The 23313-nt window shown below is 74.2% G+C and carries 24 protein-coding genes; 4 read left to right on the forward strand and 20 right to left on the reverse strand.

Annotated elements, in window-relative coordinates:
- Window positions 1-64: 64 nt before the first annotated feature.
- The 8 genes from ACGFIG_RS06805 to ACGFIG_RS06840 form a co-directional block, all read right to left on the reverse strand.
- The gene (locus tag ACGFIG_RS06805; RefSeq protein WP_392999982.1) at window positions 65-811 is read right to left on the reverse strand and encodes a DUF4129 domain-containing protein; all 747 of its coding nucleotides are present in this window, start codon (window positions 809-811) and stop codon (window positions 65-67) included.
- Window positions 812-889: 78 nt separating this feature from the next.
- Window positions 890-1630, reverse strand: a complete 741-nt coding sequence (locus ACGFIG_RS06810; RefSeq protein WP_392999984.1) for a uracil-DNA glycosylase — start codon at window positions 1628-1630, stop codon at window positions 890-892.
- Complete coding sequence (locus ACGFIG_RS06815) at window positions 1623-2309, reverse strand: dienelactone hydrolase family protein (protein ID WP_392999986.1); 687 nt, start codon at window positions 2307-2309, stop codon at window positions 1623-1625. Before ACGFIG_RS06815 ends, ACGFIG_RS06810 begins: the two co-directional genes overlap by 8 nt.
- Window positions 2310-2507: 198 nt before the next feature.
- The gene (locus ACGFIG_RS06820; protein ID WP_392999988.1) at window positions 2508-2990 is read right to left on the reverse strand and encodes a hypothetical protein; all 483 of its coding nucleotides are present in this window, start codon (window positions 2988-2990) and stop codon (window positions 2508-2510) included.
- A gap of 117 nt (window positions 2991-3107) precedes the next feature.
- A complete protein-coding gene (locus ACGFIG_RS06825) occupies window positions 3108-4148 on the reverse strand; it encodes an HAAS signaling domain-containing protein (protein WP_392999990.1) in 1041 nt (346 codons plus the stop codon).
- Window positions 4145-4477: a PadR family transcriptional regulator gene (locus ACGFIG_RS06830; protein ID WP_392999992.1), complete on the reverse strand. Its 333-nt coding sequence runs from the start codon at window positions 4475-4477 to the stop codon at window positions 4145-4147. The genes ACGFIG_RS06825 and ACGFIG_RS06830 overlap by 4 nt, the downstream gene beginning before the upstream one ends.
- A gap of 159 nt (window positions 4478-4636) precedes the next feature.
- Window positions 4637-6565, reverse strand: a complete 1929-nt coding sequence (locus tag ACGFIG_RS06835) for a protein kinase (protein WP_392999994.1) — start codon at window positions 6563-6565, stop codon at window positions 4637-4639.
- A gap of 132 nt (window positions 6566-6697) precedes the next feature.
- Window positions 6698-6997 (reverse strand): hypothetical protein, encoded by a 300-nt coding sequence (locus ACGFIG_RS06840; RefSeq protein ID WP_392999996.1) that lies wholly within the window; start codon window positions 6995-6997, stop codon window positions 6698-6700.
- A gap of 153 nt (window positions 6998-7150) precedes the next feature.
- Between ACGFIG_RS06840 and ACGFIG_RS06845 the strand changes: the two genes are divergently transcribed.
- Complete coding sequence (locus ACGFIG_RS06845) at window positions 7151-7960, forward strand: Scr1 family TA system antitoxin-like transcriptional regulator (protein ID WP_392999998.1); 810 nt, start codon at window positions 7151-7153, stop codon at window positions 7958-7960.
- The gene (locus ACGFIG_RS06850) at window positions 7951-8154 is read left to right on the forward strand and encodes a DUF397 domain-containing protein (RefSeq protein ID WP_393000000.1); all 204 of its coding nucleotides are present in this window, start codon (window positions 7951-7953) and stop codon (window positions 8152-8154) included. Before ACGFIG_RS06845 ends, ACGFIG_RS06850 begins: the two co-directional genes overlap by 10 nt.
- Here the strand turns inward: ACGFIG_RS06850 and ACGFIG_RS06855 are convergent, their stop codons facing one another.
- From ACGFIG_RS06855 to ACGFIG_RS06870, 4 genes are all read right to left on the reverse strand, one after another.
- The gene (locus ACGFIG_RS06855; RefSeq protein WP_393000002.1) at window positions 8155-8550 is read right to left on the reverse strand and encodes a fluoride efflux transporter FluC; all 396 of its coding nucleotides are present in this window, start codon (window positions 8548-8550) and stop codon (window positions 8155-8157) included. It lies immediately after the preceding gene.
- On the reverse strand, window positions 8550-8948 hold the full coding sequence (gene crcB, locus ACGFIG_RS06860; protein ID WP_393000004.1) for a fluoride efflux transporter CrcB: 399 nt from the start codon (window positions 8946-8948) through the stop codon (window positions 8550-8552). The genes ACGFIG_RS06855 and crcB overlap by 1 nt, the downstream gene beginning before the upstream one ends.
- Window positions 8949-9040: 92 nt before the next feature.
- Window positions 9041-9970 carry an exopolyphosphatase gene (locus tag ACGFIG_RS06865; RefSeq protein ID WP_393001347.1) on the reverse strand — a complete coding sequence of 310 codons (930 nt, stop codon included), beginning with the start codon at window positions 9968-9970 and terminating at the stop codon, window positions 9041-9043.
- A gap of 22 nt (window positions 9971-9992) precedes the next feature.
- On the reverse strand, window positions 9993-11024 hold the full coding sequence (locus tag ACGFIG_RS06870) for an ArsR/SmtB family transcription factor (protein WP_393000006.1): 1032 nt from the start codon (window positions 11022-11024) through the stop codon (window positions 9993-9995).
- Between the two features lie 96 nt (window positions 11025-11120).
- On the opposite strand from ACGFIG_RS06870, the gene ACGFIG_RS06875 reads away from it, so the two are divergent.
- Window positions 11121-12020: an alpha/beta hydrolase family esterase gene (locus ACGFIG_RS06875; RefSeq protein WP_393000008.1), complete on the forward strand. Its 900-nt coding sequence runs from the start codon at window positions 11121-11123 to the stop codon at window positions 12018-12020.
- Window positions 12021-12053: 33 nt separating this feature from the next.
- Here ACGFIG_RS06875 and ACGFIG_RS06880 read toward each other — a convergent pair whose 3' ends face one another.
- Genes ACGFIG_RS06880 through eno form a run of 4 tightly spaced genes read right to left on the reverse strand, consistent with a single transcriptional unit; the run spans window position 12054 to window position 15140 of the window.
- Window positions 12054-12590 carry an amino-acid N-acetyltransferase gene (locus ACGFIG_RS06880; RefSeq protein ID WP_393000010.1) on the reverse strand — a complete coding sequence of 179 codons (537 nt, stop codon included), beginning with the start codon at window positions 12588-12590 and terminating at the stop codon, window positions 12054-12056.
- A 2-nt stretch (window positions 12591-12592) separates the two neighbouring features.
- Window positions 12593-13150, reverse strand: coding sequence for a DUF501 domain-containing protein (locus ACGFIG_RS06885; RefSeq protein WP_393000012.1), 558 nt, complete (start codon window positions 13148-13150; stop codon window positions 12593-12595).
- A gap of 35 nt (window positions 13151-13185) precedes the next feature.
- On the reverse strand, window positions 13186-13824 hold the full coding sequence (locus tag ACGFIG_RS06890; protein WP_393000014.1) for a septum formation initiator family protein: 639 nt from the start codon (window positions 13822-13824) through the stop codon (window positions 13186-13188).
- A gap of 32 nt (window positions 13825-13856) precedes the next feature.
- Window positions 13857-15140, reverse strand: a complete 1284-nt coding sequence (gene eno / locus ACGFIG_RS06895) for a phosphopyruvate hydratase (protein WP_393000016.1) — start codon at window positions 15138-15140, stop codon at window positions 13857-13859.
- 233 nt (window positions 15141-15373) lie between these two features.
- Between eno and ACGFIG_RS06900 the strand changes: the two genes are divergently transcribed.
- Window positions 15374-16063 carry a hypothetical protein gene (locus tag ACGFIG_RS06900; RefSeq protein WP_393000018.1) on the forward strand — a complete coding sequence of 230 codons (690 nt, stop codon included), beginning with the start codon at window positions 15374-15376 and terminating at the stop codon, window positions 16061-16063.
- 13 nt (window positions 16064-16076) lie between these two features.
- Here ACGFIG_RS06900 and ACGFIG_RS06905 read toward each other — a convergent pair whose 3' ends face one another.
- The 4 genes from ACGFIG_RS06905 to mfd form a co-directional block, all read right to left on the reverse strand.
- On the reverse strand, window positions 16077-17696 hold the full coding sequence (locus ACGFIG_RS06905; RefSeq protein WP_393000020.1) for a DUF885 domain-containing protein: 1620 nt from the start codon (window positions 17694-17696) through the stop codon (window positions 16077-16079).
- 9 nt (window positions 17697-17705) lie between these two features.
- On the reverse strand, window positions 17706-18677 hold the full coding sequence (locus ACGFIG_RS06910) for a nucleoside triphosphate pyrophosphohydrolase (RefSeq protein WP_393000022.1): 972 nt from the start codon (window positions 18675-18677) through the stop codon (window positions 17706-17708).
- A 2-nt stretch (window positions 18678-18679) separates the two neighbouring features.
- Window positions 18680-19450, reverse strand: a complete 771-nt coding sequence (locus tag ACGFIG_RS06915; protein WP_393000024.1) for a hypothetical protein — start codon at window positions 19448-19450, stop codon at window positions 18680-18682.
- Between the two features lie 211 nt (window positions 19451-19661).
- The gene (gene mfd / locus ACGFIG_RS06920) at window positions 19662-23312 is read right to left on the reverse strand and encodes a transcription-repair coupling factor (protein ID WP_393000026.1); all 3651 of its coding nucleotides are present in this window, start codon (window positions 23310-23312) and stop codon (window positions 19662-19664) included.
- Window position 23313: the final 1 nt, after the last annotated feature.

Raw genomic sequence — 23313 nt, forward strand, 5'->3', positions numbered from 1 at the left:
CGCGCCACCCCGCCCCGCCGGTCGGGTGCCGGCCACGCCCCGGTCACGTCGGTATCGGTCCCGGTCACGCGGGCACCTCGGCTGCGTCGGCGGCCACCACGGCGGTCAGCTCGCCGCGCAGCCGGCGCAGCGCGGCGCGGGCCTGGTCGCGGGTGCGCTGGTCGACCTCGCGGGTGGCGTACCGGGCCTCGCGGTAGACGTGGGCGAACTCGGCCAGCACGTCGGCGCTGGCGATCGCCGGGACGCCCGCCGACGGGTCGCCCCGCAACAGGCGGGTGACCAGGTCGGTGGGGGTGTCGCCGGCCAGCCGGGGCACGCCGGCCCCGGCGGCGGCCTCCTCCAGGCGGACCCAGCAGGCGATGACCGCCGTACGGGGGTCGACGTCCCGGTCGTCCAGCTTCTCCAGGCCGGCGTCGAGGGCGGCGGCCACCTCGCGGGCGGTGCCCTCGGGCGTACGCCGGGGACCCCGGGCCGGCAGTGCCCGGGTGGTACGCCGCAGCATGCCCCGGGCCAGCGTCCAGGTGAGGTAGCCGAACGCGGCGAGCAGGGCCAGCCCGAGCAGCACGAGGGCGCTGGTGAGGAGCCACCCCGGGATCCGCGCCCCGGTGGCCTCGGCGGTGTCCCGCGGCTCGACGGGGATCGACGGGACCGGCTCGGCGGTCGGGTACTCGGGGACGTAGGGAATGCTGTCGGCGGCGGGCGGGATCCGGCTGGCGCCGATCGACGAGTGGGCGGACGACAGGGCGGCGCCGGCCAGCAGGAGCACCACCGCCGCGACCGGCCACCACCTGCGCAGAACGCTGATCACCATCGAGGGCTACCTCCGGGCCACCGGGGCGACTCGCACGGGCCGACCCGTCGCGTCCGTCATCGCCACCGCCCCCACGCCTCAGTCCACCCCGGCCAGTTTCTTCGCCCGGGCGAACACGTCGTCCAGCATCCCTGGTGTCAGCCGCCCGGTGAAGGTGTTCTGCTGGCTGACGTGGTAGCAGCCGAGCAGCTCCGGTGCGCCCGTGCCGGACCAGTGTGCCCCATGGCCGAACGCCGGTCGCGGGCTGGGCGGGCGCAGACCGTACACCTGGCGCAGCGCCGGCCACCACGAGGCCCATGCGAACGCGCCCAGCGCGACCACGACGCGCAGGGTGGGCCGGATCAGCGCCACCTCGCGGTGCAGCCACGGCGCGCACGTGTCCCGCTCCTCGGGGGTCGGCTTGTTGTCCGGCGGGGCGCAGCGCACGGCCGAGAAGATCCGCAGGTCGCGCAGGGTCAGGCCGTCGTCGGCGGCGACGCTGGTCGGCTGGTTGGCCAGCCCGGCGCGGTGCAGCGCGGCGAACAGGACGTCGCCGGAGCGGTCGCCGGTGAAGATCCGGCCCGTGCGGTTGCCGCCGTGCGCGGCGGGCGCCAGGCCGAGGATGGCGATGCGCGCGTCGGCGACGCCGAAGCCGGGCACCGGGCGGCCCCAGTACTCCTGGTCCCGGAAGGCCGCCCGGCGGACGCGGGCCACCTCCTCCCGCCACCGCACCAGCCGGGGGCAGGCGAAGCAGTCGGCGACGGCGGCGTCGAGGTCGGCCAGGTCGGTCGCCCGCGCGGCGCGGGCGAGGACCTCGTCGGGCGTACGGGGCTCAGCCAAGCTTGGCCCGGAAGAGTTCGAGGGTACGGGCCCAGGCGGTGGCGGCGGCGCGCTGGTCGAAGTTCTCCGGCCGGTCCTCGTTGAAGAAGGCGTGCGAGGTGCCGGGGTAGTCGTGGACCTGGCAGGTGCCGCCGGCGCTCTCGATGGCGCGGCGGACGGTGCGTACGCCGTCGGCGGCGGAGGTGCCGTCCTCTTCGGAGCAGTGGATGAGCGCCGCCTTGCCCGCGTAGTCGGGCCACTCGGGGCGCATCCCGTCCCACGGCAGCCGGGGGTAGAAGGCGGCGGTCGCGACGATCCGCTCGGAGCGGGTCGCCGCCCAGAGGGCCAGGCTCGCCCCGGCGCAGAAGCCCGCGCAGCCCACCTTGCCGGCGACCTCGGGCCGTCCCGTGAGGTATTCCGCCGCGCCGGCGATGTCCGCCGCCGCCTCGTCCATCTGCGCGCTGTTCAACATCTGCCGAGGCTCGCTCGGCTTGCTGGCCGGACCGCCGTGGCGGAAGTCCGGGGCGAGGGCGACGAAGCCGGCCTCCGCGAAGCGGTCCACGACCGCCCGGACGTGCGGCACCAGGCCCCACCAGTCCTGGATGACGATGACGGCAGGGCTGGTCGCACCGCCGGAGGGTATCGCGAGATACCCCTCGCCTGTCCCCCCGTTGCCGCGGTAGCTCACCATCTCGCCCATCGGCCGTCCTCCTAGCGGTCAGTAATCGCTGGCTGGTCGCACAGTGTTGCTACGTGTCGGTAGCCTGCCACGCCGCGAGCGCCCCGGGGAAGACGCCGGAACAGTGGCATTCACCTCCTGTCGGCCGCCCCACCCACAGACGCCGACGGCGGCGCGGACGTCGTCCGCGCCGCCGACGGCGGTCCTGTGCTGCCGGGGTCAGGCCTTCTTCGTCAGGCACAGCAGGTAGCCGGTCTTGCCCGGCTCGATGCTGTAGTAGACGTAGCCCTCCTGGCCCTCCTTGATGTACTCCCCGCACGCCTCGCCGGAGCGGGCCTGCGCCTGGGTCTGTCCGTCGACGCGGCCGACCACGCTGTAGACGGCGTCGGTGGAGGTGCACTCGACGACCTTCGCGCCGTCGACCTCCTCCTCCTCGGTGCCGGTCACCTCCGGCAGCTCGGCGATGCAGTCGCCGACCTTGGCCTCGGCGGTCTCGTCCTTGTTGAGGAAGTTGCTGATCGCCGAGCCGATGCCGAACTTGAGGCCCGCGACGACCAGGAACACGACGATCGCGCCCACGATGCCGAGCACCTTCTTGGATCCGGACTTCTCGGCCTGGGGCTCCGCCGGGGGCGGCGCCTGGACGGCCGACGGGGGCTGGGCGGCGTCCGGCGCGGGGGGCGGTGCGACCTGCTCTGACACGCGTTTTCCTTCCGGGGGGTGAGTGAGCAGACGACACCGTAGCGACCGGGGCCGACACTCGTTGCCCCGCTGGACTCATCCGTTCAGCTATTTCCCAGCTTCACTACGAGATCTCGTTCACGTCCGGCTCGGCGCCGGGGTGCCGGCCGGCATGTCCGTCGATGCGGGCGCGGGGGTCGAGGCACCCGCCGGCGTGGGCGTCGGGGTCGGGGTCGGGTCGCCGCCCGGCGCGGGCGAGGCGTCCGGGGTGGCGGGCGCCGGCAGCCCCGGCGGGTTCAGCCGGGGCGGGGCGCTGGCGGCCGGCCGGGGGCCGAACGGCGCCGACTCCGGGCAGTACGGGTACGGGCGCAGCAGCGCGTTGGCCAGGTTCAGGTCCGGCGGGTTCGGGCACATCGGATGGCCGAGCCGGATCGGGTCGCCGTTCTGGTCGAAGAGCCGGGCGTTCTCCACCAACCGGCCCTCGCTGTCGTAGACGAAGACGTCGCGGATGTGGTCGTAGCGGTCGTCGATCGAGACCTGCTCGTAGCTCAGGTCGCCGGAGCCGACGCGGCCGTTGACGTCGGCCAGGCCGATCAGCCCGAAGAACACCAGCACCGCCGTGCCGGCGTGCAGCAACCGCCGCTTGGGCCGGGTCAGGCCGGGCGTGTGGTGGCCGAGCCAGATCGAGGCGAGCACGCTGCCGGCGAGCAGCACCAGGCCGGCCAGCGTGCTGCCGTTGAGCTGGGGCAGCACGCCGGCCGAGTCGCCGGTCGTGAGCACCGTGAGGAGCATGGCGGCCAGGTAGCCGCGCAGCACCCACCACGCCGGCCGGAGCAGCCGGAGGAACTCGCTCGCGGTGGTGTACCCGAGGGGTGGCCCGAGTTGGACGTCCCAGCGGTGCGCCCGCGCGCGGAGCCGATCCACGGCGGCGCCGAGGCGACGGTGACGGCGTGCGGTGGCGCCGGCCGCGGCGACCCCGGCGGCGGCGCGCAGCTCGGCCGCGTACGCCTCGGGCTCGCCCAGCCGATCGAGAAGCGAACCGTCGGCCTCGGCGGCGACCTCGGCGAGGTGCTCCGGCAGGTCCTCGGTCAACTCGTCGCGGTAGGCCGGCGGCAGGTCGGCCAGCGCGGCCCGGACCCGTGCGGCGTAGTCCGCGATCTCCTGCTCCGTGACGGTCATGCCGCCATCCCCCGATCCTCGAGCAGTGCGTCCATGGTGGTGGCGAACGAGCGCCAGAGCTTGCCGGAGCGGGTGAGCTGGTCCCGGCCGGCGGCGTTGAGGGAGTAGTACTTGCGGTGCGGGCCGGATTCGCTCGGCACGACGTAGGTGGTCAGCAGGCCGGCGGCGTAGAGCCGGCGCAGCGTGCCGTAGACCGAGGCGTCGCCGACCTCCTGCAACCCGCCGTCGCGCAGCCGGCGCAGGATGTCGTAGCCATAGCCGTCCTCCTCCTTGAGCACCGCGAGGACCGCGAGGTCCAGTACGCCCTTCAACAGCTGTGTGGTGTCCACGCATTGCACACTAGTGTGCAATGCGCAGTACCGTCAACGAACCACGGCACGGATCGGACCGACTGCGGCCCGACGACCGCGAGCAGGCGGCGGTCACGCGATGAGGGCGGTCAAGGGCCGGGCCGCGGTCGGCCGTCACGACCGGGCGGGCCGGGGCGGTCAGGACACTATTCGCCAGCGCTGGCGCTCGCTGCCGTCGCACGCGACGTAGCTGACCGGCTGGCCGGGGCCTCCGGCGGTGAGGCATCCGCTCACGTTCCGCTTGCGGATCTGGCGCTTGCCGGAGTCGTAGACCCACCCGTAGAGGTTGCCGAAGCTGGTCGGGGACAGAATTCCGCGCTCGTCGTAGTTGATGGTCAACTGCATGGACGGCAGCGACCGCACGACCATGACCTCGCCGTCCGACTCGAACTTCCAGCGCTGGCCGGACAGGTCCTTCCAGGCGGCGGTCACCACCTTCGAGCCGTGTTTCGTGCCCGTGGTGCTGAGCACCGTGCCGTCGGAACTCACGATCACCATGTTGCCGGGGTCGTACGGCCCCGAGGGCAGCCCCGCGGTGCGCGACGCGCTCCGGGTCGGCACCGGGACGCCCGGGTCGTCCTTGGCCGGCGTGCGGTCGACCCTCGGGCTGGTGCCCGCGCCCGGGCCGCCACCGGGCGCCCCGGGCGCGTTCGCCGCACCGGTCGGGCCCGGCGCACCGGCCCCAGCGGTCACCTCGGGAGCGTGGGGAGACGTGGCGGGGCCGGAGGGGCCGGAGGGGCCACCGGCGACCGGGGCGGCGCCGGCGGCGAGATCGGTCGGCGGGCCGCCGGCCGGAGGTTCACCGGATCCCACACCGCCACTGGCGAGATACGCCCCGCCCAGCGCCACCACGAGCACGCCGGCCGCAGCGGCGACAGCCGGCCGCCGCCAGCTCCGACGCCGGGTGTCGACCGGCGGCACGGCCTGGATCGTCACGTCCGGCAGCGTCGTCGGCTCCGAGACCTTCGTCGGGTCCGGCCGCGTCGTCAGGTCCGAGACCTTCGTCGGGTCCGACAGCTTCGTCGGGTCCGGGGCGACCGGTTCGACGGCGGTGTCCCGACCCGGAGCGCCGTCAGCGAGCCCGTCCGGGCCGAGCGGCCTGGTGACGGCCAGGGTCGGCGCGACGCCGGGCGGCCTCGCGGGGACGGTCAGGGCGGCGTCGATCTGGAGAAGCGTCTCTTCGAGACCCTCGGGCAGCCAGCCCTGCCCGGCCGCCGCCGCGCTGCGGTCGACGTAGGCGGCGATGACGTCCTGCGGCGTCGGGCGCAGCTGCGGGTCCTTCGCCAGGCACCGGCCGACCAGCTCCCGCAGCCCTGGATCGGTGATCCCGTCGAGGTCTGGTTCGCCCTGTGTGACGCGGTAGACGAGTTCCACGGCGTTGCCGGCACGGAAGGGAGCCCTCCCGGTGGCGGCGAAGGCGACGACCGAGCCGAGCGCGAAGACGTCCGTGGCGGCCGTGGCCTTCTCCCCGCGTACCTGCTCCGGCGACATGTAGGACGGGGTGCCCATCCGTACGCCGGTCTGGGTGAGGTCGTACTCGCCGTCGATGCGGGAGATGCCGAAGTCGATGACGCGGGGGCCGTCGGCGGCGAGCAGCACGTTGCCGGGCTTCAGGTCCCGGTGCACGATGCCGGCGGCGTGGATGGCCTTGAGTGCCTCGGCCACCCCGGCGGCGAGTCGCCACACACCGTTCAGCGGCAGTGTTCCGTGGCGCGCGACGGCGACGGCGAGGTTGAGGCCCGGCACGAAGGCGGTCGCCAGCCACGGGCGGGCGGCCTCGGCGTCGTGGCTCACCACGGGGGCGGTGAAGACGCCGCCGACCCGACTGGCGATCGCGGCCTCGCGCGCGAAGCGGGCGCGGAAGGATGGGTCGGTCGAGTAGGGATCCTTGACGACCTTGACGGCCACGGCCCGGTCGGCCTGGGTCAGCCCGAGGTAGACACGCCCCATGCCGCCTTCGCCGATCCGGCCGAGCAACCGGATGTCGCCCACCGCAACGGGATCCTCCGGCTCCAACGGGAGGAACTCCAGCCCGAGCTCGGGCAGGGTCGGGATGATGTCGTCCACGCGGCGCCCCCTCGTCGTCGCAGCGATGCTACAGACGCGAAAGGGTTACGGAGCAACGGCGTTCTCCGATCCCGACCGCCGCCGACCAGGGCGGTCCGCAAGCGACCGTGAGCGCCGGGAACGGGTGCCGGATCAGGCCGCGCGGCGGGCCGCCGCGTCCGCGGTCCGCAGCAGATCCCGGAGTACGTGCACCAGCGCGCGGGCCTGCGCGAGGTCGATCAGCCAGCGCTCCGGCTCGTCGTCGGCGGACAACTCCAGCAACACTCCGGACGGGCGCAGCGGCCCGACGTCCATCTGCCAGAGCCCGGCGCGCACCTGAATCACCTCGTCACCGCGGGGCGCGACCGGCCGCAGGCGGGACAGGTGCAGCGCGCTGGCCCCGCAGCCGCTCTCGGGTACGCACCACGCCGGGTGGACGCCTCGGATCGCCACGTCGTCGCTCCTCGCTCGCCTTGTGAGGGCACTGTGGGCCCACGGTGGTTCCCATTCTCGTGACCGTCCGACTACGGTCGGAAGTCGCGCGCGGGGCACCGGTCGACGGTGGTCAGCGCAGCCCGTCCCGTGAGACCAGGTGAGCGAGGTGTGATGACCGGAGCGCAACTGTCGGCGTTGGAGCTGCTGGCCGGCGAACTGCGGCGGCTGCGCACCGATCGCGGGCTCAGCCAGGAGGAACTCGCCCGGCGGATCAACTACTCCGGCTCCCTGGTCGGCATGGTGGAGATCGGCCGGCGTACGCCCTCGCTCGACTTCGTCCGCCGCACGGACGAGGCGCTGGACAGCGGTGGCCTGCTCGGGCGGATCCTGCCGCTGGTCAGCCTGGAGACCGCGCCGGCCTGGTTCCGGCCCTGGGTGGCTGTCGAGCAGGAGGCGGCGACGCTGTGGTGGTTCGAGATCTCGGTGCTGCCCGGCCTCCTCCAGACCGAGGCGTACGCCCGCGCGGTCCTCAGCGGCGGCGGCCTCCACCCTCCGGAGCAGATCGAGCAGCGGGTGTCCGCCCGGCTCCAGCGGCAACAGATCCTCGATCGCGCCCAGCCACCGCAACTGGTCGTGGTTCTCGACGAGGGAATCCTCCGTCGACCGGTGGCCGACCAGTTCGGGGCGATGCGCGAGCAGCTCGACCACCTGATCGCGCTGGCGACACGTCCGCACGTGCACCTGCATGTCGTTCCGGCAGAGGTCGGTGTCTACCCGGGCCTGGCCGGGCCGTTCATCCTCGCCGGCTACGCCGACGGGGGTTGGGTGGCGCATCTCGACAGCCCGCTGCGCGCCCAGGTGCTGGACCGCGCCGAGGAGATTGCCAGCCTGCACCGCAGGTGGGAAAGTGTCCGCTCGGAGGCGCTGTCCCGGCGGCAGTCGCTGGTGCTGATGCAGGAAGTGGCGAAGACATGGAGCTGACCGGCGCCCGGTGGCGCAAGTCCACGCGCAGCGACAACGGCGGCGCCTCGTGCGTGGAGGTCGCCGACAACCTGCCCGGCGTGGTGCTGGTACGCGACAGCAAGGACCGCTCGGGCCCCGTGCTCTCCTTCGGCCCGGCCGCCTGGTCCCGCTTCGTCAACGGGGTCGCGGGCGGCCCGACGCCGGGGCACTGACTAGAGCTGGCCGCCGAGCCACAGGCCGAGCGCGGCCAGGACGAGACTCGCGCAGAGGCTGCCGAGCACGTTGAAGGCCTCGACGGCGGCGTTCTTGCGCAGCAGTCCCAGCGTGTGCCACTCCTCCGTGGAGAAGGTGGTGTAGGCGCCGAGGAAGCCGACCCCGACGATCGCGGCGAAGTCCTGGGCCCCGGCCCCGACGTTCTTCACGGCGTAGCCGGTGACGATGCCGAGCACGAACGCGCCCGAGACGTTGATCAGGAAGGTGCTCGCCGGGAATGCCTTGCTGGACCCGCTCGCCCGCCTCGCCCACCAGGGCTTCACCAGCGCGTCGACGCCGGCGCGGCTGAGCGCCCCGAGACCGCCGGCCAGGAAGACGCCGATGCCCACCCACATCAGGCGTGTCCGCTCGTCGGACGGCCCACCCGCGATTCCGCCAGGCGGGCACCGAGCGCGGCGGCGAGCACGCCGACGACGATGCTCGCGACGAGGTAGATGATGCCGATCCCGGTACGCCGCGCCCCGATCAGTTGATCGGCCTCGACGATGAAGTGCGACCAGGTCGTGAAGCCGCCGAGGAGACCCGTCGACAGGAACGGCTTACCCCACGGCCCCGGCAGCCGGTGCGCCGCGAGCAGCGTCATCACGGCGCCGAGGGCGAAGGCCCCCACTATGTTGATCGTGAAGGTGACCCAGGGGAAGTCCGGCGGCGTGGGCGGGGCGAACTGGAGCCCCAGGACGTACCGCAGGGTGGCGCCGATGCCACCGCCGACGATGATCGCTAGGACTGTCACGCACCCATTAACCCACCGGCGACCCTGATGACCGCTGCCAGCGGAGGACCGTCACCCGCACGACTGACCCGCCCGGACAGAACAGCCAACCATCAGGCCAGCGACCAGGCGATGCCGTCGAGGATGTCGTGCTCGGAGGCGACCACCGAGTCCATCCCCGCCCGCTCCATGATCACCCGGAGCACCAAGGCGCCCGCCCCGATCACGTCGGCCCGGCCCGGGTGCATCACCGGGATCGCCAGCCGCTGCTCCCTGGTCTTGCCGAGCAGGTCGGCGGTCGTGCCGGCCACCGCGTCGTACGACACCCGGGCGTGGTGGATGCGGCCCGGGTCGTACTCCTGGAGGCCCTGGGCGATCGCGACCACGGTGGTGACCGACCCGGCGAGCCCGACCAGCGTGGCGGCCTGCCGGCCCGGCACGGCCTCCAGCGCGCGGTCCACCGCTGCCGCGATGTCGGCCTGCGCGGCGGCGACCTCGTCCAGCCCCGGCGGGTCGCCGTGCAGGTGCCGCTCGGTCATCCGGACGCAGCCGATGTCCATCGAGATGGCCGCCTCGACGCCGCCCGCGCGGGTGCCGACGACGAACTCGGTCGAGCCGCCGCCGATGTCGACGACCAGGTACGGCTCACGCGCGTCGGCGGGCAGCCCGCGCACCGCGCCCGTGAAGGAGAGCCGCGCCTCCTCGTCGCCGGTCACCACCTCGGGCGCGACCCCGAGGGTCCGCTCGACCATCTCGCGGAACTCGGCCGCGTTGGAGGCGTCCCGGGACGCCGACGTGGCGCACATCCGGACCCGCTCCGCGCCCAGCTTCTCGATCTCGGCGGCGTAGGAGGCCAGCGCGACCCGCGTGCGCTCGATCGCCTCCGGCGCCAGCCGACCCGTCCTGTCGACGCCCTGCCCGAGACGGACGATCTCCATCCGCCGGCTCAGGTCGACCAGCGGCGCCTCCGGGCCCGCCGAGACGTCGGGCAGGTCGGCGACCAGCAGTCGGATCGAATTGGTCCCGCAGTCGATGGCGGCCACACGCGTCGTCACGGCAGCCACCCTACGTCAGGCGCGGTGGGGCGGCGGGGCGTCGTCGCGCGTCAGGCGCGTGGGGCGGCAGGGTGTCGTCGCGGCCGAGCAGTTCGACGCCGAGCGGGGTCAACCGGTGCACCACGGCCCCGCCGTCGCGGACGCTGCTGACCAGGCCCGCCGCCCGCAACGCCCCCGCGTGCTCGGACGCCGAGGAGACGCTGATCCCGACGGCCCGGCCGAGCGTCGTGGTGGTGTGCCGGCCCGGGCCGCCGAGGCGGCGCAGCACCGCCGCCCGGGTGGCCCCCAGCAGGCGGCCGAGCGGGTCGACGGCACTCGTCTCGACCCGGCGCGGCATCGGCGCCGGATACACCACGAGTACGGGCTGGCCCGGCTCCACCAGCACCCGGGGATGCGGCCCCGCCAGCGGGGAGGGCAGCAGGAGGAGGCCGTAGCCGGTGCCGGTCAGCGTCGCGCTCCACCACGTACGCACGGTCAGCGTCGGCTCCTCCCACCGGATCGCCGGGTGCAGCGCGTTCAGCAGACCGTCCAGCCCGTACGCCGCGAGGTGGCCCGTCGCCTCGGCCACCTGGTGCGCGTGCGCCTCCGCCAGCTCTCCCCAGTGCGGCGCCAGCACCGCGTCGTGCCAGGTGCCCAGGGCCCGGCCGAACAGACCCATCGTCTCCCCGTCGGCCTCGGCGAACCGCCTGCGCAGCGGCGTACGGGGCAGGTGGGCGTACGCGGCGGCGACCTCGACCCGCACGCGCCGGGCGGGGACGGCCCGGATCGCCTCCAGACCGGCGGCCACCGACTCCAGGCCGTCCAGCGGGGTGAGGAAGTCCGGCAGTCGACCGCGCGCGGGCAGCAGGTGCCGCAGCACCGAGGCGGCGGAGCGGACCCGGCCCGTCGCCGTGGCGGCGTCCGCGGCGGGGCCCGGCACCGTCCGGACCGCCGTCGGGTCGTGCAGTGCCTGGCAGGCGAGCACGGCCGTACCGACCGGGTGCAGGCGGTCGGCGAAGCGGACCCGGCACAGGTCCGCCGGGCCCAGGCGGAGACGAAGCATGCCAGCAGACTGCCCTCCTTCGGCCTGGACCGAAAGGGTTGCCGGCGCGGACGGAGCCGGTCCAGTGTGGATCCGGGGTCACGAAGGGGGCGGGGCGTGCGACGGACGGTGGCAGTGCTGACGGGGCTGGTTCTCGCCGCCGTCGCCACGGCGTGCGGCGGGGACCGGGGTCAGTCCCGTGCCACGCCGGCCCCGTCGCCTTCGGGGGCCGTCGAGCGCCCCGCCGCCGGCGACCACCAGCTCGCCCTGCCGCACGGCGGGGCCGACCGCCGCTACCTGCTGCACGCCCCACCCGGCTACGACCCCGCCCGGCCCACCGCGCTGGTGATCGCCCTGCACTTCTATCCCGGCAGCGGGGCGCGCCTGCGGGAGATGGTGGGACTGGACGCCGTGGCCGACCGGGAGAACTTCCTGGTCGCGTACCCCGACGGGATCGGCGGCGGGTTCAACGCGCTGATCTGCTGCGGGACGAGCGACGACGTGGGGTTCCTCAAGGACCTCACCGCCCATCTCGTAGGGACATGGCGGGCCGACCCGGACCGGGTCTACCTGACCGGAATCTCGAACGGCGGGGACATGAGCTTCCGCGCCGCCGTCGAGGCCGAAGGGCTCTTCGCGGCGATCGGCGTGGTCAGCGGCGGCTACAGCGGCCCCCGCACGACCCCCGAGACGTACGTGCCCCGGCGGCCCGTGTCGGTGATCACGTTCATCGGCGGGCAGGACCGCTACGCCGGGACCTTCGCCGAGGGCCTGCGCACCTGGCAGCGGCGGCTGCGCTGCACACCGGTGTCCGGCGCTCCCACGGCGGGCCCGCCGCGCGTCACCCGTACCGACGCGCGGTGCGGCGACGGCAGCGACGTCACCGTCTACACCCTGCCGGACATGGGGCACTCGTGGCCGGGCGCGCCGGGCGGCGAGCTGGCCGCCCCCGACGCGGGCCTCGCCGCCACCGAACTGCTCTGGGAGTTCTTCGCCGCCCACCCGCGCCTCGGCTGAGCACGCCGGGCCGCCTCGGGCCCCGGAGGCGGGTCAGAGGCGCAGCAGCATGCGGGTGTTGCCGAGGGTGTTCGGCTTGACCCGTTCCAGGTCCAGGAACTCGGCGACGCCCTCGTCGTAGGAGCGCAGCAACTGCTCGTAGACCGGTTGCGGCACGGGCGCGCCGTCGATCGCGGTGAACCCGAACGAGCCGAAGAACCGGGTCTCGAAGGTGAGCACGAAGATCCGGGCCACGCCCAGCTCGCGGGCGCCGTCGATCAGCTCGGCGACGATCCGGTGGCCGAGCTTGCGGCCCCGGCAGGACGGGTCGACCGCCACCGTACGGATCTCGGCCAGGTCCTCCCACATCACGTGCAGCGCGCCGCAGCCGACCACCGCGCCGTCTCCGGGGCGGACCGCGACCCGGAACTCCTGCACGTCCTCGTAGAGGGTCACCGTGGCCTTGCTGAGCAGCCGACGGTCGTCGGTGTAGGTGTCCACGAGCCGCCGGATGCCGCGCACGTCCGAGGTGCGGGCCCGCCGCACCACGATGTCGTCGGCCCCCGCCGGGCTCCCGTCAGTGCCCGCCATGGTCAGTCCGCCGCCGACACGTCCACGCAGGGCCCGGCCGCCCACCACTTCTCCACCAGCTCCAGCGTCTCGTCGCCGAACGGGTTGACCCCCGGCCCGGCCCCGAGCGCGTGCCCGAGATGCACGTGCAGGCACTTCACCCGGCCGGGCATCCCGCCGGCGGAGATGCCGGCGATCTCCGGCACCTCGCCGATCGCGTCCCGGCGGGCCAGGTAGTCCTCGTGCGCGGCCCGGTAACGCGCGGCCAGCTCCGGGTCGGCGGCCAGCCGGTCCGCCATCTCCTTCATCAGCCCCGCCGACTCCAGCCGGCTGCACGCGGCCGTCGCCCGGGGGCAGGTCAGGTAGAACAGCGTCGGGAAGGGGGTGCCGTCGGCCAGGCGGGGGGTCGTCTCCACCACGTCGGGCAGGCCGCAGGGGCAGCGGTGGGCCACGGCCCGGGTGCCCCGGGGCGGGCGGCCGAGCTGCGCGGCCACCGCGGCCAGGTCGGCCTCGGTCGCCGGTTCACGCCGGGGCGGGGGTACGGAGTCCGCCGCCGGCTCCTGCGGTGGTACGACAGTCACGATGCTGGTTCCTCGTCCGGTGCTCGGGGGGCTGCTCACTTGTCGGGCTGCTCGCCGTTGGCGGCCTGCACGCTCGACCAGAGGGTGTCGTACCAGGTGGCGGGGGTGGCGGGCGCCGACGGGGCCGCCGACGAACCGGCGTCGCGCGCGGCGCCCTCCGGGTCGGAGAGCACCACCAGCAGCGTCTCGCCCGGGGGCCCCATGAAGAACCGCTCCCTGGCCTGGATCTTGATGTATTCCGGGTCCTGCCACTTGGCGGCCCGCTCGGACAGCTCCTCGATCGCCTTGCGCTGGGCGGCCTGGGAAGCCTCCATCCGTTCGATGTCGGCCTGCTGGTCCAGGTAGACGCGCACCGGGTAGGTGTAGGCCAGGGCAAGCGCGATCAGCACCGCGAAGAGCACGGTGGCCCGCCCGGTGAGGCCCCGGGATCGGGGTGCGGAGAGCCGCTTGACGGTGCCGGCGGCCGTACGCCGGGCCGCGGCGGGCCGGCTCGCGGAGCGTACGCCCTCCGCGCCCCGGGCCGCCCCCGACGCGCGACCGGCCGTGGCCCGCGACTCGGCGCGGACGCCGCCCTCGCGCAGCGGCGTACGGGCGCCCCGGGCCCCGCCCGGCCTGCCGGTGTGACCCGGCCGGCGGGCGGGGCGCTGACCGCCCGGTGTGCGGCGCTGCTGCATCGTCACACCCCTCCCCCGAGGCCTCGCGCGTCTCAGGCCGAACGGTAGCGCGGGAACGCGCCCGCCCCGGCGTACCGCGCCGCGTCGGCCAGCTCCTCCTCGATCCGCAGGAGCTGGTTGTACTTGGCGACCCGGTCCGAGCGGGCCGGCGCGCCCGTCTTGATCTGGCCGCAGCCGGTGGCCACCGCCAGGTCCGCGATGGTGGTGTCCTCGGTCTCGCCGGAGCGGTGGCTCATCATGCACTTGAAGCCGGCCCGGTGGGCCAGGTCCACCGCGTCCAGGGTTTCGGTCAGCGAACCGATCTGGTTGACCTTGACGAGGACCGCGTTGGCGGCCTTCTCGGCGATACCACGGGCGATGCGCTGCGGGTTGGTGACGAACAGGTCGTCGCCCACGATCTGGATGCGGTCGCCGACGGAGGCGGTCAGCGTCTGCCAGCCGGTCCAGTCGTCCTCGGCCAGCGGGTCCTCGATCGAGACGATCGGGTAGTCGTCGGCCAGCTTGGTGTAGTAGTTGCTCATCTCCTCGGCGCTCTTCGCGGTGCCCTCGAAGGTGTAGACGCCGTTGTCGAAGAACTCGGTGGCGGCCACGTCGAGCGCGAAGACGATGTCGGTGCCGAGCCGGTAGCCGGCCTTCTCCACCGCCTCGGCGATCAGGTCCAGGGCCGCGGCGTTGGTGGGCAGGTTCGGCGCGAAGCCGCCCTCGTCGCCGAGGCCGGTGGAGAGGTCCTTCTTCTTCAGCACCGACTTCAGCGCGTGGTAGACCTCCGCGCCGGAGCGCAGCGCCTCGCGGAAGCTGGGCGCGCCGATCGGCGCGATCATGAACTCCTGGATGTCGACGTTCGAGTCCGCGTGCGCGCCACCGTTGAGGATGTTCATCATCGGCACCGGCAGCAGGTGCGCGTTCGGGCCGCCCAGGTAGCGGAAGAGGCTCAGCTCGGCGCTGCCGGCCGCCGCCTTGGCCACCGCGAGGGAGACGCCGAGGATGGCGTTCGCGCCCAGCTCGGACTTGCTGTCGGTGCCGTCGAGGTCGAGCATCTTCTGGTCGATCAGCCGCTGCTCGCTGGCCTCGTAGCCGATCAGCTCGTCGACGATCTTGTCCTCGATGTTCGAGACCGCCTTCTCGACACCCTTGCCCTGGTAGCGGTCGGCGTCACCGTCGCGCAGCTCGATCGCTTCGAAGGCGCCCGTGGAGGCGCCGGAGGGCACCGCCGCCCGGGCGATCGTGCCGTCGTCGAGCCCGACCTCGACCTCGACAGTCGGGTTGCCCCGCGAGTCCAGAATCTCCCGCGCGACGATTCCCTCGATGGTTGCCACTGAGTCGCTCCTCGTTTGTGTGTTCCGGTCCGGTATGGGCCGCGACGGTGCGGCTGAGGCAGTTGTTGAACGCAGCGTATCGGGCGGCGCTCGGGCACGGGCGGTCCGGGCGCTGGCCGACCCGGCCCGGAACGAGCCTCAGGGCGGCGCTTTACCCGGACATTCCCGGATTCTCGTCTCTCAACCGGCAACGGGTTTGCGCGCGGTTGACCTGATCGGCAAGGCTGGTCGCCATGCCCGCCGCCTCGACCACCCTCCGCATGCTCGCCGTGTCGGTCATCGCGTCGCTCACGGTGACCGGTTGTCAGACCCTCGACGACGCCGGCCGGGCAATCGGGCGGGCCGACCTGGTGAACGACCTGGCCGCCCGGCTCGACCGGGCGCTGGAGCTGACCTACTCCGCGGACTACCAGCTCCCCGGCGGGCAGACCGCCACCATCGCCCAGGCCCAGGACCCGGTCCGCTCCGCGTACACCTGGCCCGGCGGGAAGCTCACCGTGACCCCGGAGGCGACGGCCCGCTGCGAGACCGCCGGCCGCGCGACCTGCACCCTGGAGGCCCCGCCCGCGCCCAACGCGAAGCCCACGGTGACCATGTTCACCGAGGCCAAGCAGCGGGGGCTGCTCACGCCGCCGGTCGTCGTGGGGCTGCTCACCACCGCCGCCCTCGACCCGGACGCGGTGATCAACCAGAGCGACACCACCCTCGCCGGTCACCACGCCACCTGCGTCGACGTGGAGCAGTCCGCCGGCGACTTCACCGCCTGCGTCACCACGGACGGAGTGCTCGGCAGCTTCACCGGCCAGGTCGACGGCAGGCAGGTCGAGCTGGCGCTGAGCCGCTACCGCGAGACGGTCGACGGCGCCGTGTTCGACCTCCCGCCCGACGCCGGCGTCGTGGACCGCCGCCCCGCCAGCTCGTAGCGGCTGCCCTCGCCTACACCCCGAGCAGGGTGCGCAGGTGGCGCGGGGGTGGGCAGTCGTGGGCGAGCATCGCGTCGTGCCACTCGCGCACCGACGCGCCGGCCGGGCGGGCGGCGGCGATCCCGGCCACCTCGCTGTAACCGACGAAGTACGTCGAGAGCTGCGTCGAGGTGAGCAGCGCGCGCCGCCACTTGCCGGCCGCCTCGCCCTCCTCCTGGAAGCCGCGCCCGGTCATCAGCGCCATCGCCTCGGACTCCGGCAGCTCCTCGCAGTGCACGAGCTGGTCGAGCAGCGCGTTGATGGTCATCCGGAGCTGCATCTTGAGCTGCTGCAACCGGACCGGCAGGCCGCCGAAGCCGAGGCCGGCCATCAGCTCCTCCGTGTAGACCGCCCAGCCCTCGATGAAGGGCCCCGACTCCGTCAGCGCCCGGACCCGGGTGGGCCCGACGTGGCGGCGGGCGTGGGCGAGCTGGAGGAAGTGCCCCGGCATCGCCTCGTGCACGGTCAGGTTGCGGATCATGTGGTCGTTGTACTCCCGGTAGAACGACTCGACCCGGTGCGCGGGCCACTCCTCCGGGGTGGGCGCGATGCAGTAGAACGTCGGCACGTCCGCCGTCTCCAGCGGGCCGGGCGAGTCGCAGTAGGCGACCGCCACGCCCCGGGCGAAGCGGGGCATCTCCTGGATCACGCACGGGTCGTCGACCAGCGTCACCAGGTCGTGGGCGCGGACGAAGTCGGTCGCCTCGTCCAGGGTCACCGAGGCGAGGTCCACGATCGTGTGGTCGTCCGGGTGCTCGGCGGCCAGCACGTCCAGCGCCCGGCGTACCGTCTCGTCGTCGGCCGGCCCACCGACCAGCTCGACGGCCGCCGCGCGGATCTCCTCGCCCACCCGGTCCAGGTTGGCCCAGGCCCGGCGCTGGATCTCGGCGGCGCCCAGTTCGGTGTCCAGGGTGTGCCAGAGCCGCGCCTCCCAGCGGCGGCGGCCCAGCCGAGGGTCCCGGCCGGGGCCGGCGTCGGCGGCCAGGCCCTGCCGCAGCCAGGCGACGAACTCCTCCAGCGCCGCGATCGCCGCCGAGGCGGCCGGCTCGACCCGGTCGTGCAGGGCGGGGGCCTGCGCGAGCAGGGCCGGCACCTCGTCACGGACCAGCGCCGCCGCGCCGGTGAACTGCCCGACCGCCGTCTCGGCGTGGATGCGCGGCATGTCGCGCAACGTCGCGCGCGCGGTCGCCAGCGCGTCCGGTACGGCGGCCAGCCGCCCGGCGAGGCTCGTCAGCCGGACCTCGACCGGCGCGTACGGGCGGGCGAGCAGCGCGTGCAGCAGCGGCCCGGGATTGTGCCGCAGCGGATCCCACTCGTGCGAACGGATCTCGCTGGACTCGAACAGCTCCCGGTCCACGAACGAGGTGAGCAGCGCGTGGTCGACGCGCTCCTCGACGTCCAGCGCGTCCGGATCGAGCTCGGCGAGCGCGTCCGCGGCCTCCCTGAGCATGGCCTGGTCGGCGGCGACCGCCTCGACGGAGAGGTCCGGCAGCCGGTCGTCGTGCCGGTGGTCCCCGGTGGTGGTCGACAACCCCGGCCGGCTCTCCAGCAACGCGTCGACGATCCGCTCCGCGAGCGGCACAAACGATTCCACTCGCCGACCCTACCGGCGTTCGGCGCTCCTGACAGCGTCCGCGTAGGCGAGGGCGGCGCGGCGCAGGGCCGCCTCCGGCTCCAGGCCCGCCTCGCGGGCCGCCGCGACCGTGGCGAGCAGGCTCGCGCCCAGCCTCGCCTCCGGGTCCACCTGGGACTCCGCCAAAGGCGGCGGTACGGCCAGGCCGGCCCGGCCGGCACGTTCCAGGATCTTGGCGGCCAGGGCGAGGGCGGGCTGGCTCAGCGCGATGCCCTCCAGCACCGAGTCACGCGCCTTCTCGGCCCGCTTGATCCGCTCCCAGCTGGCCTCGATCTCCTCCAGCGTGCCCGCCTCGGCGTCGGCGAAGACGTGCGGGTTGCGCCGGACCATCTTGTCGACCAGATCTCCGGCCACGTCGTCGACGGTCCACCGCCGCGCCTCGGGCAGCTCCTCGGCGAGTCGGGCGTGCAGCACCACCTGGAGCAGCACGTCGCCCAGTTCCTCGCGCAGCGCGTCGGTGTCCCCGGCGCTGATCGCGTCGTACGCCTCGTAGCACTCCTCCAGCAGAAAGCCGGCGAGGCTGCGGTGGGTCTGCGCCCGTTTCCAGGGATCACCGCCCGGGGAGGCCAGCCGGTCCATCACCGCCACCACGTCGAGCAGCCGGGCGCCCGGCGGATCCCAGGAGCCGTACATCAGCTCCAGCTCGGCCAGGCCGGGCTCACGCGCCAGCCGCAGGCCCAGCTCACGGGCCAGCGACTCGTCGCCGGCCGGACCGGCCAGCCACACCGCGACGCCGTGCGCCGCCGCCGCGTCCAGCAACGCCTGCGTCGCCCGGCCGTCGACCACCGTGACCTCGGCGCCCGCCGCGCGCACCGCCGTCGTCAGCTCGCTCTCCGCCCCGGCCAGCACCGGGTGCCGGCGTACGACGTCCCAGGCGGCGGCGGTCAGCAGACCGGCCGGCAGCCGGGGCGAGGTGACGAGCAGGACGATCCGTGCGGGCATGCTCAGCTGTCGGTCCCACCGGCCGCCTGCGGCCCGGCGGGGGCCAGCGGCTCCGGGGTGGAGACGTCGGTGACGCCGTTGGAGCCGGTCTCGCCCAGCGGCACGCTCACCGCCGGCGCGTTGTCGGAGAAGCTCAGGACCGGGAACTCCAGCGGGCGGTAGCGGGGGTTGACCGTCACGTCGTACGCGGTGACCGCCTCGGCCAGCGGCTTGCGGGTGGCCAGCGCGGCGCGCAACTGCTCGCCGTCGAGGCGGGCGGCGGCCTCCTCGTCGGGCATGTCGGCCGGGATGGCACCCGCCCGGCGGCCCGCCGCCACCACGTCCGCCAACTCCTGCGCGGTCGGCTGGGCCTGCGCCACCGGCGGCACCCCCGAGAGGCAGCTGTAGAGCTCGGCGGACCGGCGCACGTAGCCGGTGTCGGGCGTCAGACGGAGCTGCTGGGCGACCTGCTCCGGCGCGACCTGCCCGCGCGGCTGGTAGTTCTTCTCGGCGGAGAGCCGCTCGCAGACCTCGGTCAGCACCAGCATGCTGACGATCTGGCTGCGGCCGGGCAGCTGCGGCGCCTGCGCCGGGGGCTGTCCCTCGGGCGCCTCGGGCTGCCCGGTCGGCGTCGGGTTCTTCGCCCGCACGTCGTCCAGGACCTCGGTGACGGCATCCTCGGTGATCCGCAGGTCGCCGACGTAGGCGGCGACCCCGGGCTCGGTACGGCAACCGGAGAGGGCGACGAGGCCGAGCGCCACGCTGGCGACGGCGACAAGACGGCGAGCACGCATGACGGCCACTCTCTCATGCCGGCCGCGACCCGTGTGACGCCGCCCGCCCGTCCCGCCGGCCGCCCGCCGCCCGTTCGCCGTCCGGCCACCGGAGGTCACGCCCGGTTCGGGGGCGGGTGCGCCCTCGTGAGTCGCGTGTCCCCCGCTCACCCCGCCGCGATGCGCGCCACCGCTCCCCTGGACTGCGCCGCCGGCGACGCGTGTCCTTCGCTCACCGGGCGGCGGCTCCGGCCGTCGCCGGCTCGCCCAGCACATCCTTCAGCAGCTGGGCGCACCACTCCAGCAGGGCCTGGTCGCGCAGCGGCTCGCCGCCCACCCGCCGGGTGCTCGGCCGGGGCACGCTGACCTGGTCGAGCGCGGACTTGTAGACCGAGTCCGGGTGGTAGCGCTTGAGCCGCAGCTGCTTCGAGTCGGGCAGCGGCAACGGGCCGAACCGGATGTGCTTGCCCTGCATCGAGACGTCGGTCAGGCCGTAGCGGCGGGCCAGCAGCCGGAACCGGGCCACCGCGACCAGGTTCTGCACCGGGGCGGGCGGCTCGCCGTAGCGGTCCGTCATCTCGGCGACCACCTCGCGCAGCCGGTCGTCGTCGCGGGCCTCGGCGAGCTTGCGGTACATCTCCAGGCGCAGCCGCTCCACGCCGACGTAGTCGTGCGGCAGGTGCGCGTCGACCGGCAGGTCGACCTTGACCTCGGTCTCCTCCTCCGGGCGCTCGCCCTTGAACGCGGAGACCGCCTCGCCAACCATCCGCACGTACAGGTCGAAGCCGACGCCCTCGATGTGCCCGGACTGCTCGCCGCCCAGCAGGTTGCCGGCTCCCCGGATCTCCAGGTCCTTCATCGCCACGTACATGCCGGCGCCCAGCTCGGTGTGCTGGGCGATGGTGGCCAGCCGCTCGTGGGCGTGCTCGGTGAGCGGCTTCTCCGGCGGGTAGAGGAAGTAGGCGTACGCCCGCTCCCGGCCCCGGCCGACCCGACCCCGGATCTGGTGCAGCTGGGCCAGGCCGAGCAGGTCGGCCCGCTCCACGATCAGGGTGTTGGCGTTCGGGATGTCGATGCCGGACTCCACGATCGTGGTGCAGACCAGGACGTCGAACTCCTTCTCCCAGAAGCCGACCATGACCTTCTCCAGGGCCTCCTCGCCCATCTGGCCGTGGGCCACCGCGACCCGCGCCTCGGGCACCAGCTCCCGGAGCCGGCGGGCCGTCCGGTCGATCGACTCGACCCGGTTGTGCAGGTAGAAGACCTGCCCGTCGCGGAGCAGCTCGCGGTGGATGGAGGCGGCCACCTGCCGCTCGTCGTACGCCCCGACGGAGGTGAGCACCGGGTGTCGCTCCTCGGGCGGGGTGGCGATGGTGGACATCTCGCGGATGCCGGTGATCGCCATCTCCAGGGTGCGCGGGATCGGGGTGGCCGACATGCTCAGCACGTCGACGGAGGCGCGCATCGTCTTCAGGTGCTCCTTGTGCTCGACGCCGAAGCGCTGCTCCTCGTCGACGATGACCAGGCCCAGCGACCTGAACCGGGTGGCCGCCTGGAGCAGCCGGTGGGTGCCGATGACGATGTCGGCGGTGCCCGCCGCGGCCATCTCCAGGGTCTGCTCGGCCTCCTTCGGCGTCTGGAAGCGGGAGAGCTGCCGGATGGTCACCGGGAACTGGCTCATCCGCTCGGCGAAGGTGTTGTAGTGCTGCTGCACCAGCAGCGTGGTGGGGACCAGCACCGCCACCTGCTTGCCGTCCTGCACCGCCTTGAACGCCGCCCGTACCGCGATCTCGGTCTTGCCGTAGCCGACGTCACCGCAGATCAGCCGGTCCATCGGGACGGTCTGCTCCATGTCCCGCTTGACCTCCTCGATGGCGGCGAGCTGGTCGGGCGTCTCCTGCCACGGGAAGGCGTCCTCCAGTTCCCGCTGCCACGGCGTGTCGGGGCCGAAGTTGTGCCCCTTGGACGCCTTGCGGGCGGCGTAGAGCTGGATGAGCTGGGCGGCGATCTCGCGGACCGCCTTGCGGGCCCGGGCCTTGGACTTCTGCCAGTCCGAGCCGCCCATCTTGTGCAGGGCGGGCTGCTCGCCGCCGACGTAGCGGGAGAGCTGGTCGAGCTGGTCGGTGGGGACGAACAGCCGGTCGCCGGGCTGGCCGCGCTTGCTCGGGGCGTACTCGATGACCAGGTACTCCCGGGAGGCTCCGTTGACGGTGCGCTGCACCAGCTCGACGTAGCGGCCGATGCCGTGCTGCTCGTGCACGACGTGGTCGCCGGCCCGCAGCTCCAGCGGGTCGATGGTGTTGCGCCGCCGGCTCGGCATCTTGCGCATGTCGCGGGTGGAGGTGCCCCGCCCACCCGTGACGTCGTTGCCGGTGAGCAGCGCGAACTTCGACGCCTCGTCGACGAACCCGCCGGTCAGGCTGCCACAGGTGACGAGCACCTCGCCGGGGGCGGGCGCGGTCGGCACCTCCTCGGTCAGCCGCGCGCCGAGGCCGGCGTCGCGCAGCACCTCGACCGCCCGCTGGGCGGGGCCGTGCCCCTCGAAGACCAGCGCGACCGACCAGCCCTCGCCGACCCAGCGCGACAGGTCCTCGACCACCCGGGCGGTCTCGCCGTGGTAGAGCGGGGCCGGCTGCGCGGCCAGGGTCACCGCGATCGCGTCGTCGGGGGTGACGTCGTACGCCTCCGGCGCGTCCTCCCAGGGCTGCCGGGCCGGGGCCGCGTCCGCCTCCACCAGGCCGAACGGCGACAGCGTCCACCAGGGCTGGCTGAGCTTCGCCGCGGCGGCGCGGACGTCGGCCAGGGTGCGGAAGGCGGCGGCGCCCAGGTCGATCGGGGCCTGGCCGCCGACCGCCGCGGCGGCCCAGCTGGCCTGGAGGAACTCGTCCGAGGTACGCACCAGGTCGTGCGCCCGGGTACGGATCCGCTCCGGGTCGCAGAGCAGCACGTGGGTGCCGGTCGGCATGACGTCCAGCAGCAGCTCCATCGAGTCGGCGCCGATGAGCGCCGGGGCGAGCGACTCCATCCCCTCCACCGGGATGCCCTCGGCCAGCTTGTCGAGGATCTCGGCCAGCTCGGGGTGCTCCTCGGCGAGTGCGGCGGCCCGCCCGCGTACCGCCGGGGTGAGCAGCAGCTCCCGGCACGGCGGGGCCCAGAGCTGCGGCACCTGCTCGATGGTGCGCTGGTCGGCGACGGCGAAGGTGCGGATCTCCTCCACCTCGTCGCCCCAGAACTCGACCCGCGACGGGTGCTCGTCGGTGGGCGGGAAGACGTCGAGGATGCCGCCGCGCACGGCGAACTCGCCCCGCTTGGTGACCAGGTCGACCCGCGCGTACGCCATGTCGGTCAGCCGGCGGGCGACCTCCTCCAGGTCGGCCTCCGCCCCGGCGGCGAGTTGCACCGGCTCCAGGTCGCCGAGCCCCTTGAGCTGCGGTTGCAGCACCGACCGGACGGGCGCCACGACGACCCGCAGCGGCCCGGTGCGGCCGTGCGCGTCGGCCGAGTCGGGGTGCGCCAGCCGGCGCAGCACGGCCAGCCGCCGGCCGACCGTGTCGGAGCGGGGCGACAGGCGCTCGTGCGGCAGCGTCTCCCAGGACGGGAAGACCGTCACCTGCTCGGGCGGGAGCAGGCTGCCCAGCGCCGCGGCCAGGTCGTCGGCCTCCCGGGTGGTGGCGGTCACGGCGAGCACCGGACGGCCCGCGCCGCCACCCGGCCCGCCGTCGCCGGCCCGGTCGGCCGCGACCGCGGCGACCGCGAAGGGACGCAGGGCGGGCGGCGCGGTGATGTCGAGGCCGTCGACCTGCGCGGCACCGGAGCGCGCCAGGTCACGCGCCCGGGCCAGCCCGGGGTCGGCGAGGGCGGCGGAGAACAGACCGGTGAGCATG

Origin of the sequence: Micromonospora sp. NPDC049048 (genome assembly GCF_043197615.1) — a bacterium.
Classification (GTDB): domain Bacteria; phylum Actinomycetota; class Actinomycetes; order Mycobacteriales; family Micromonosporaceae; genus Micromonospora.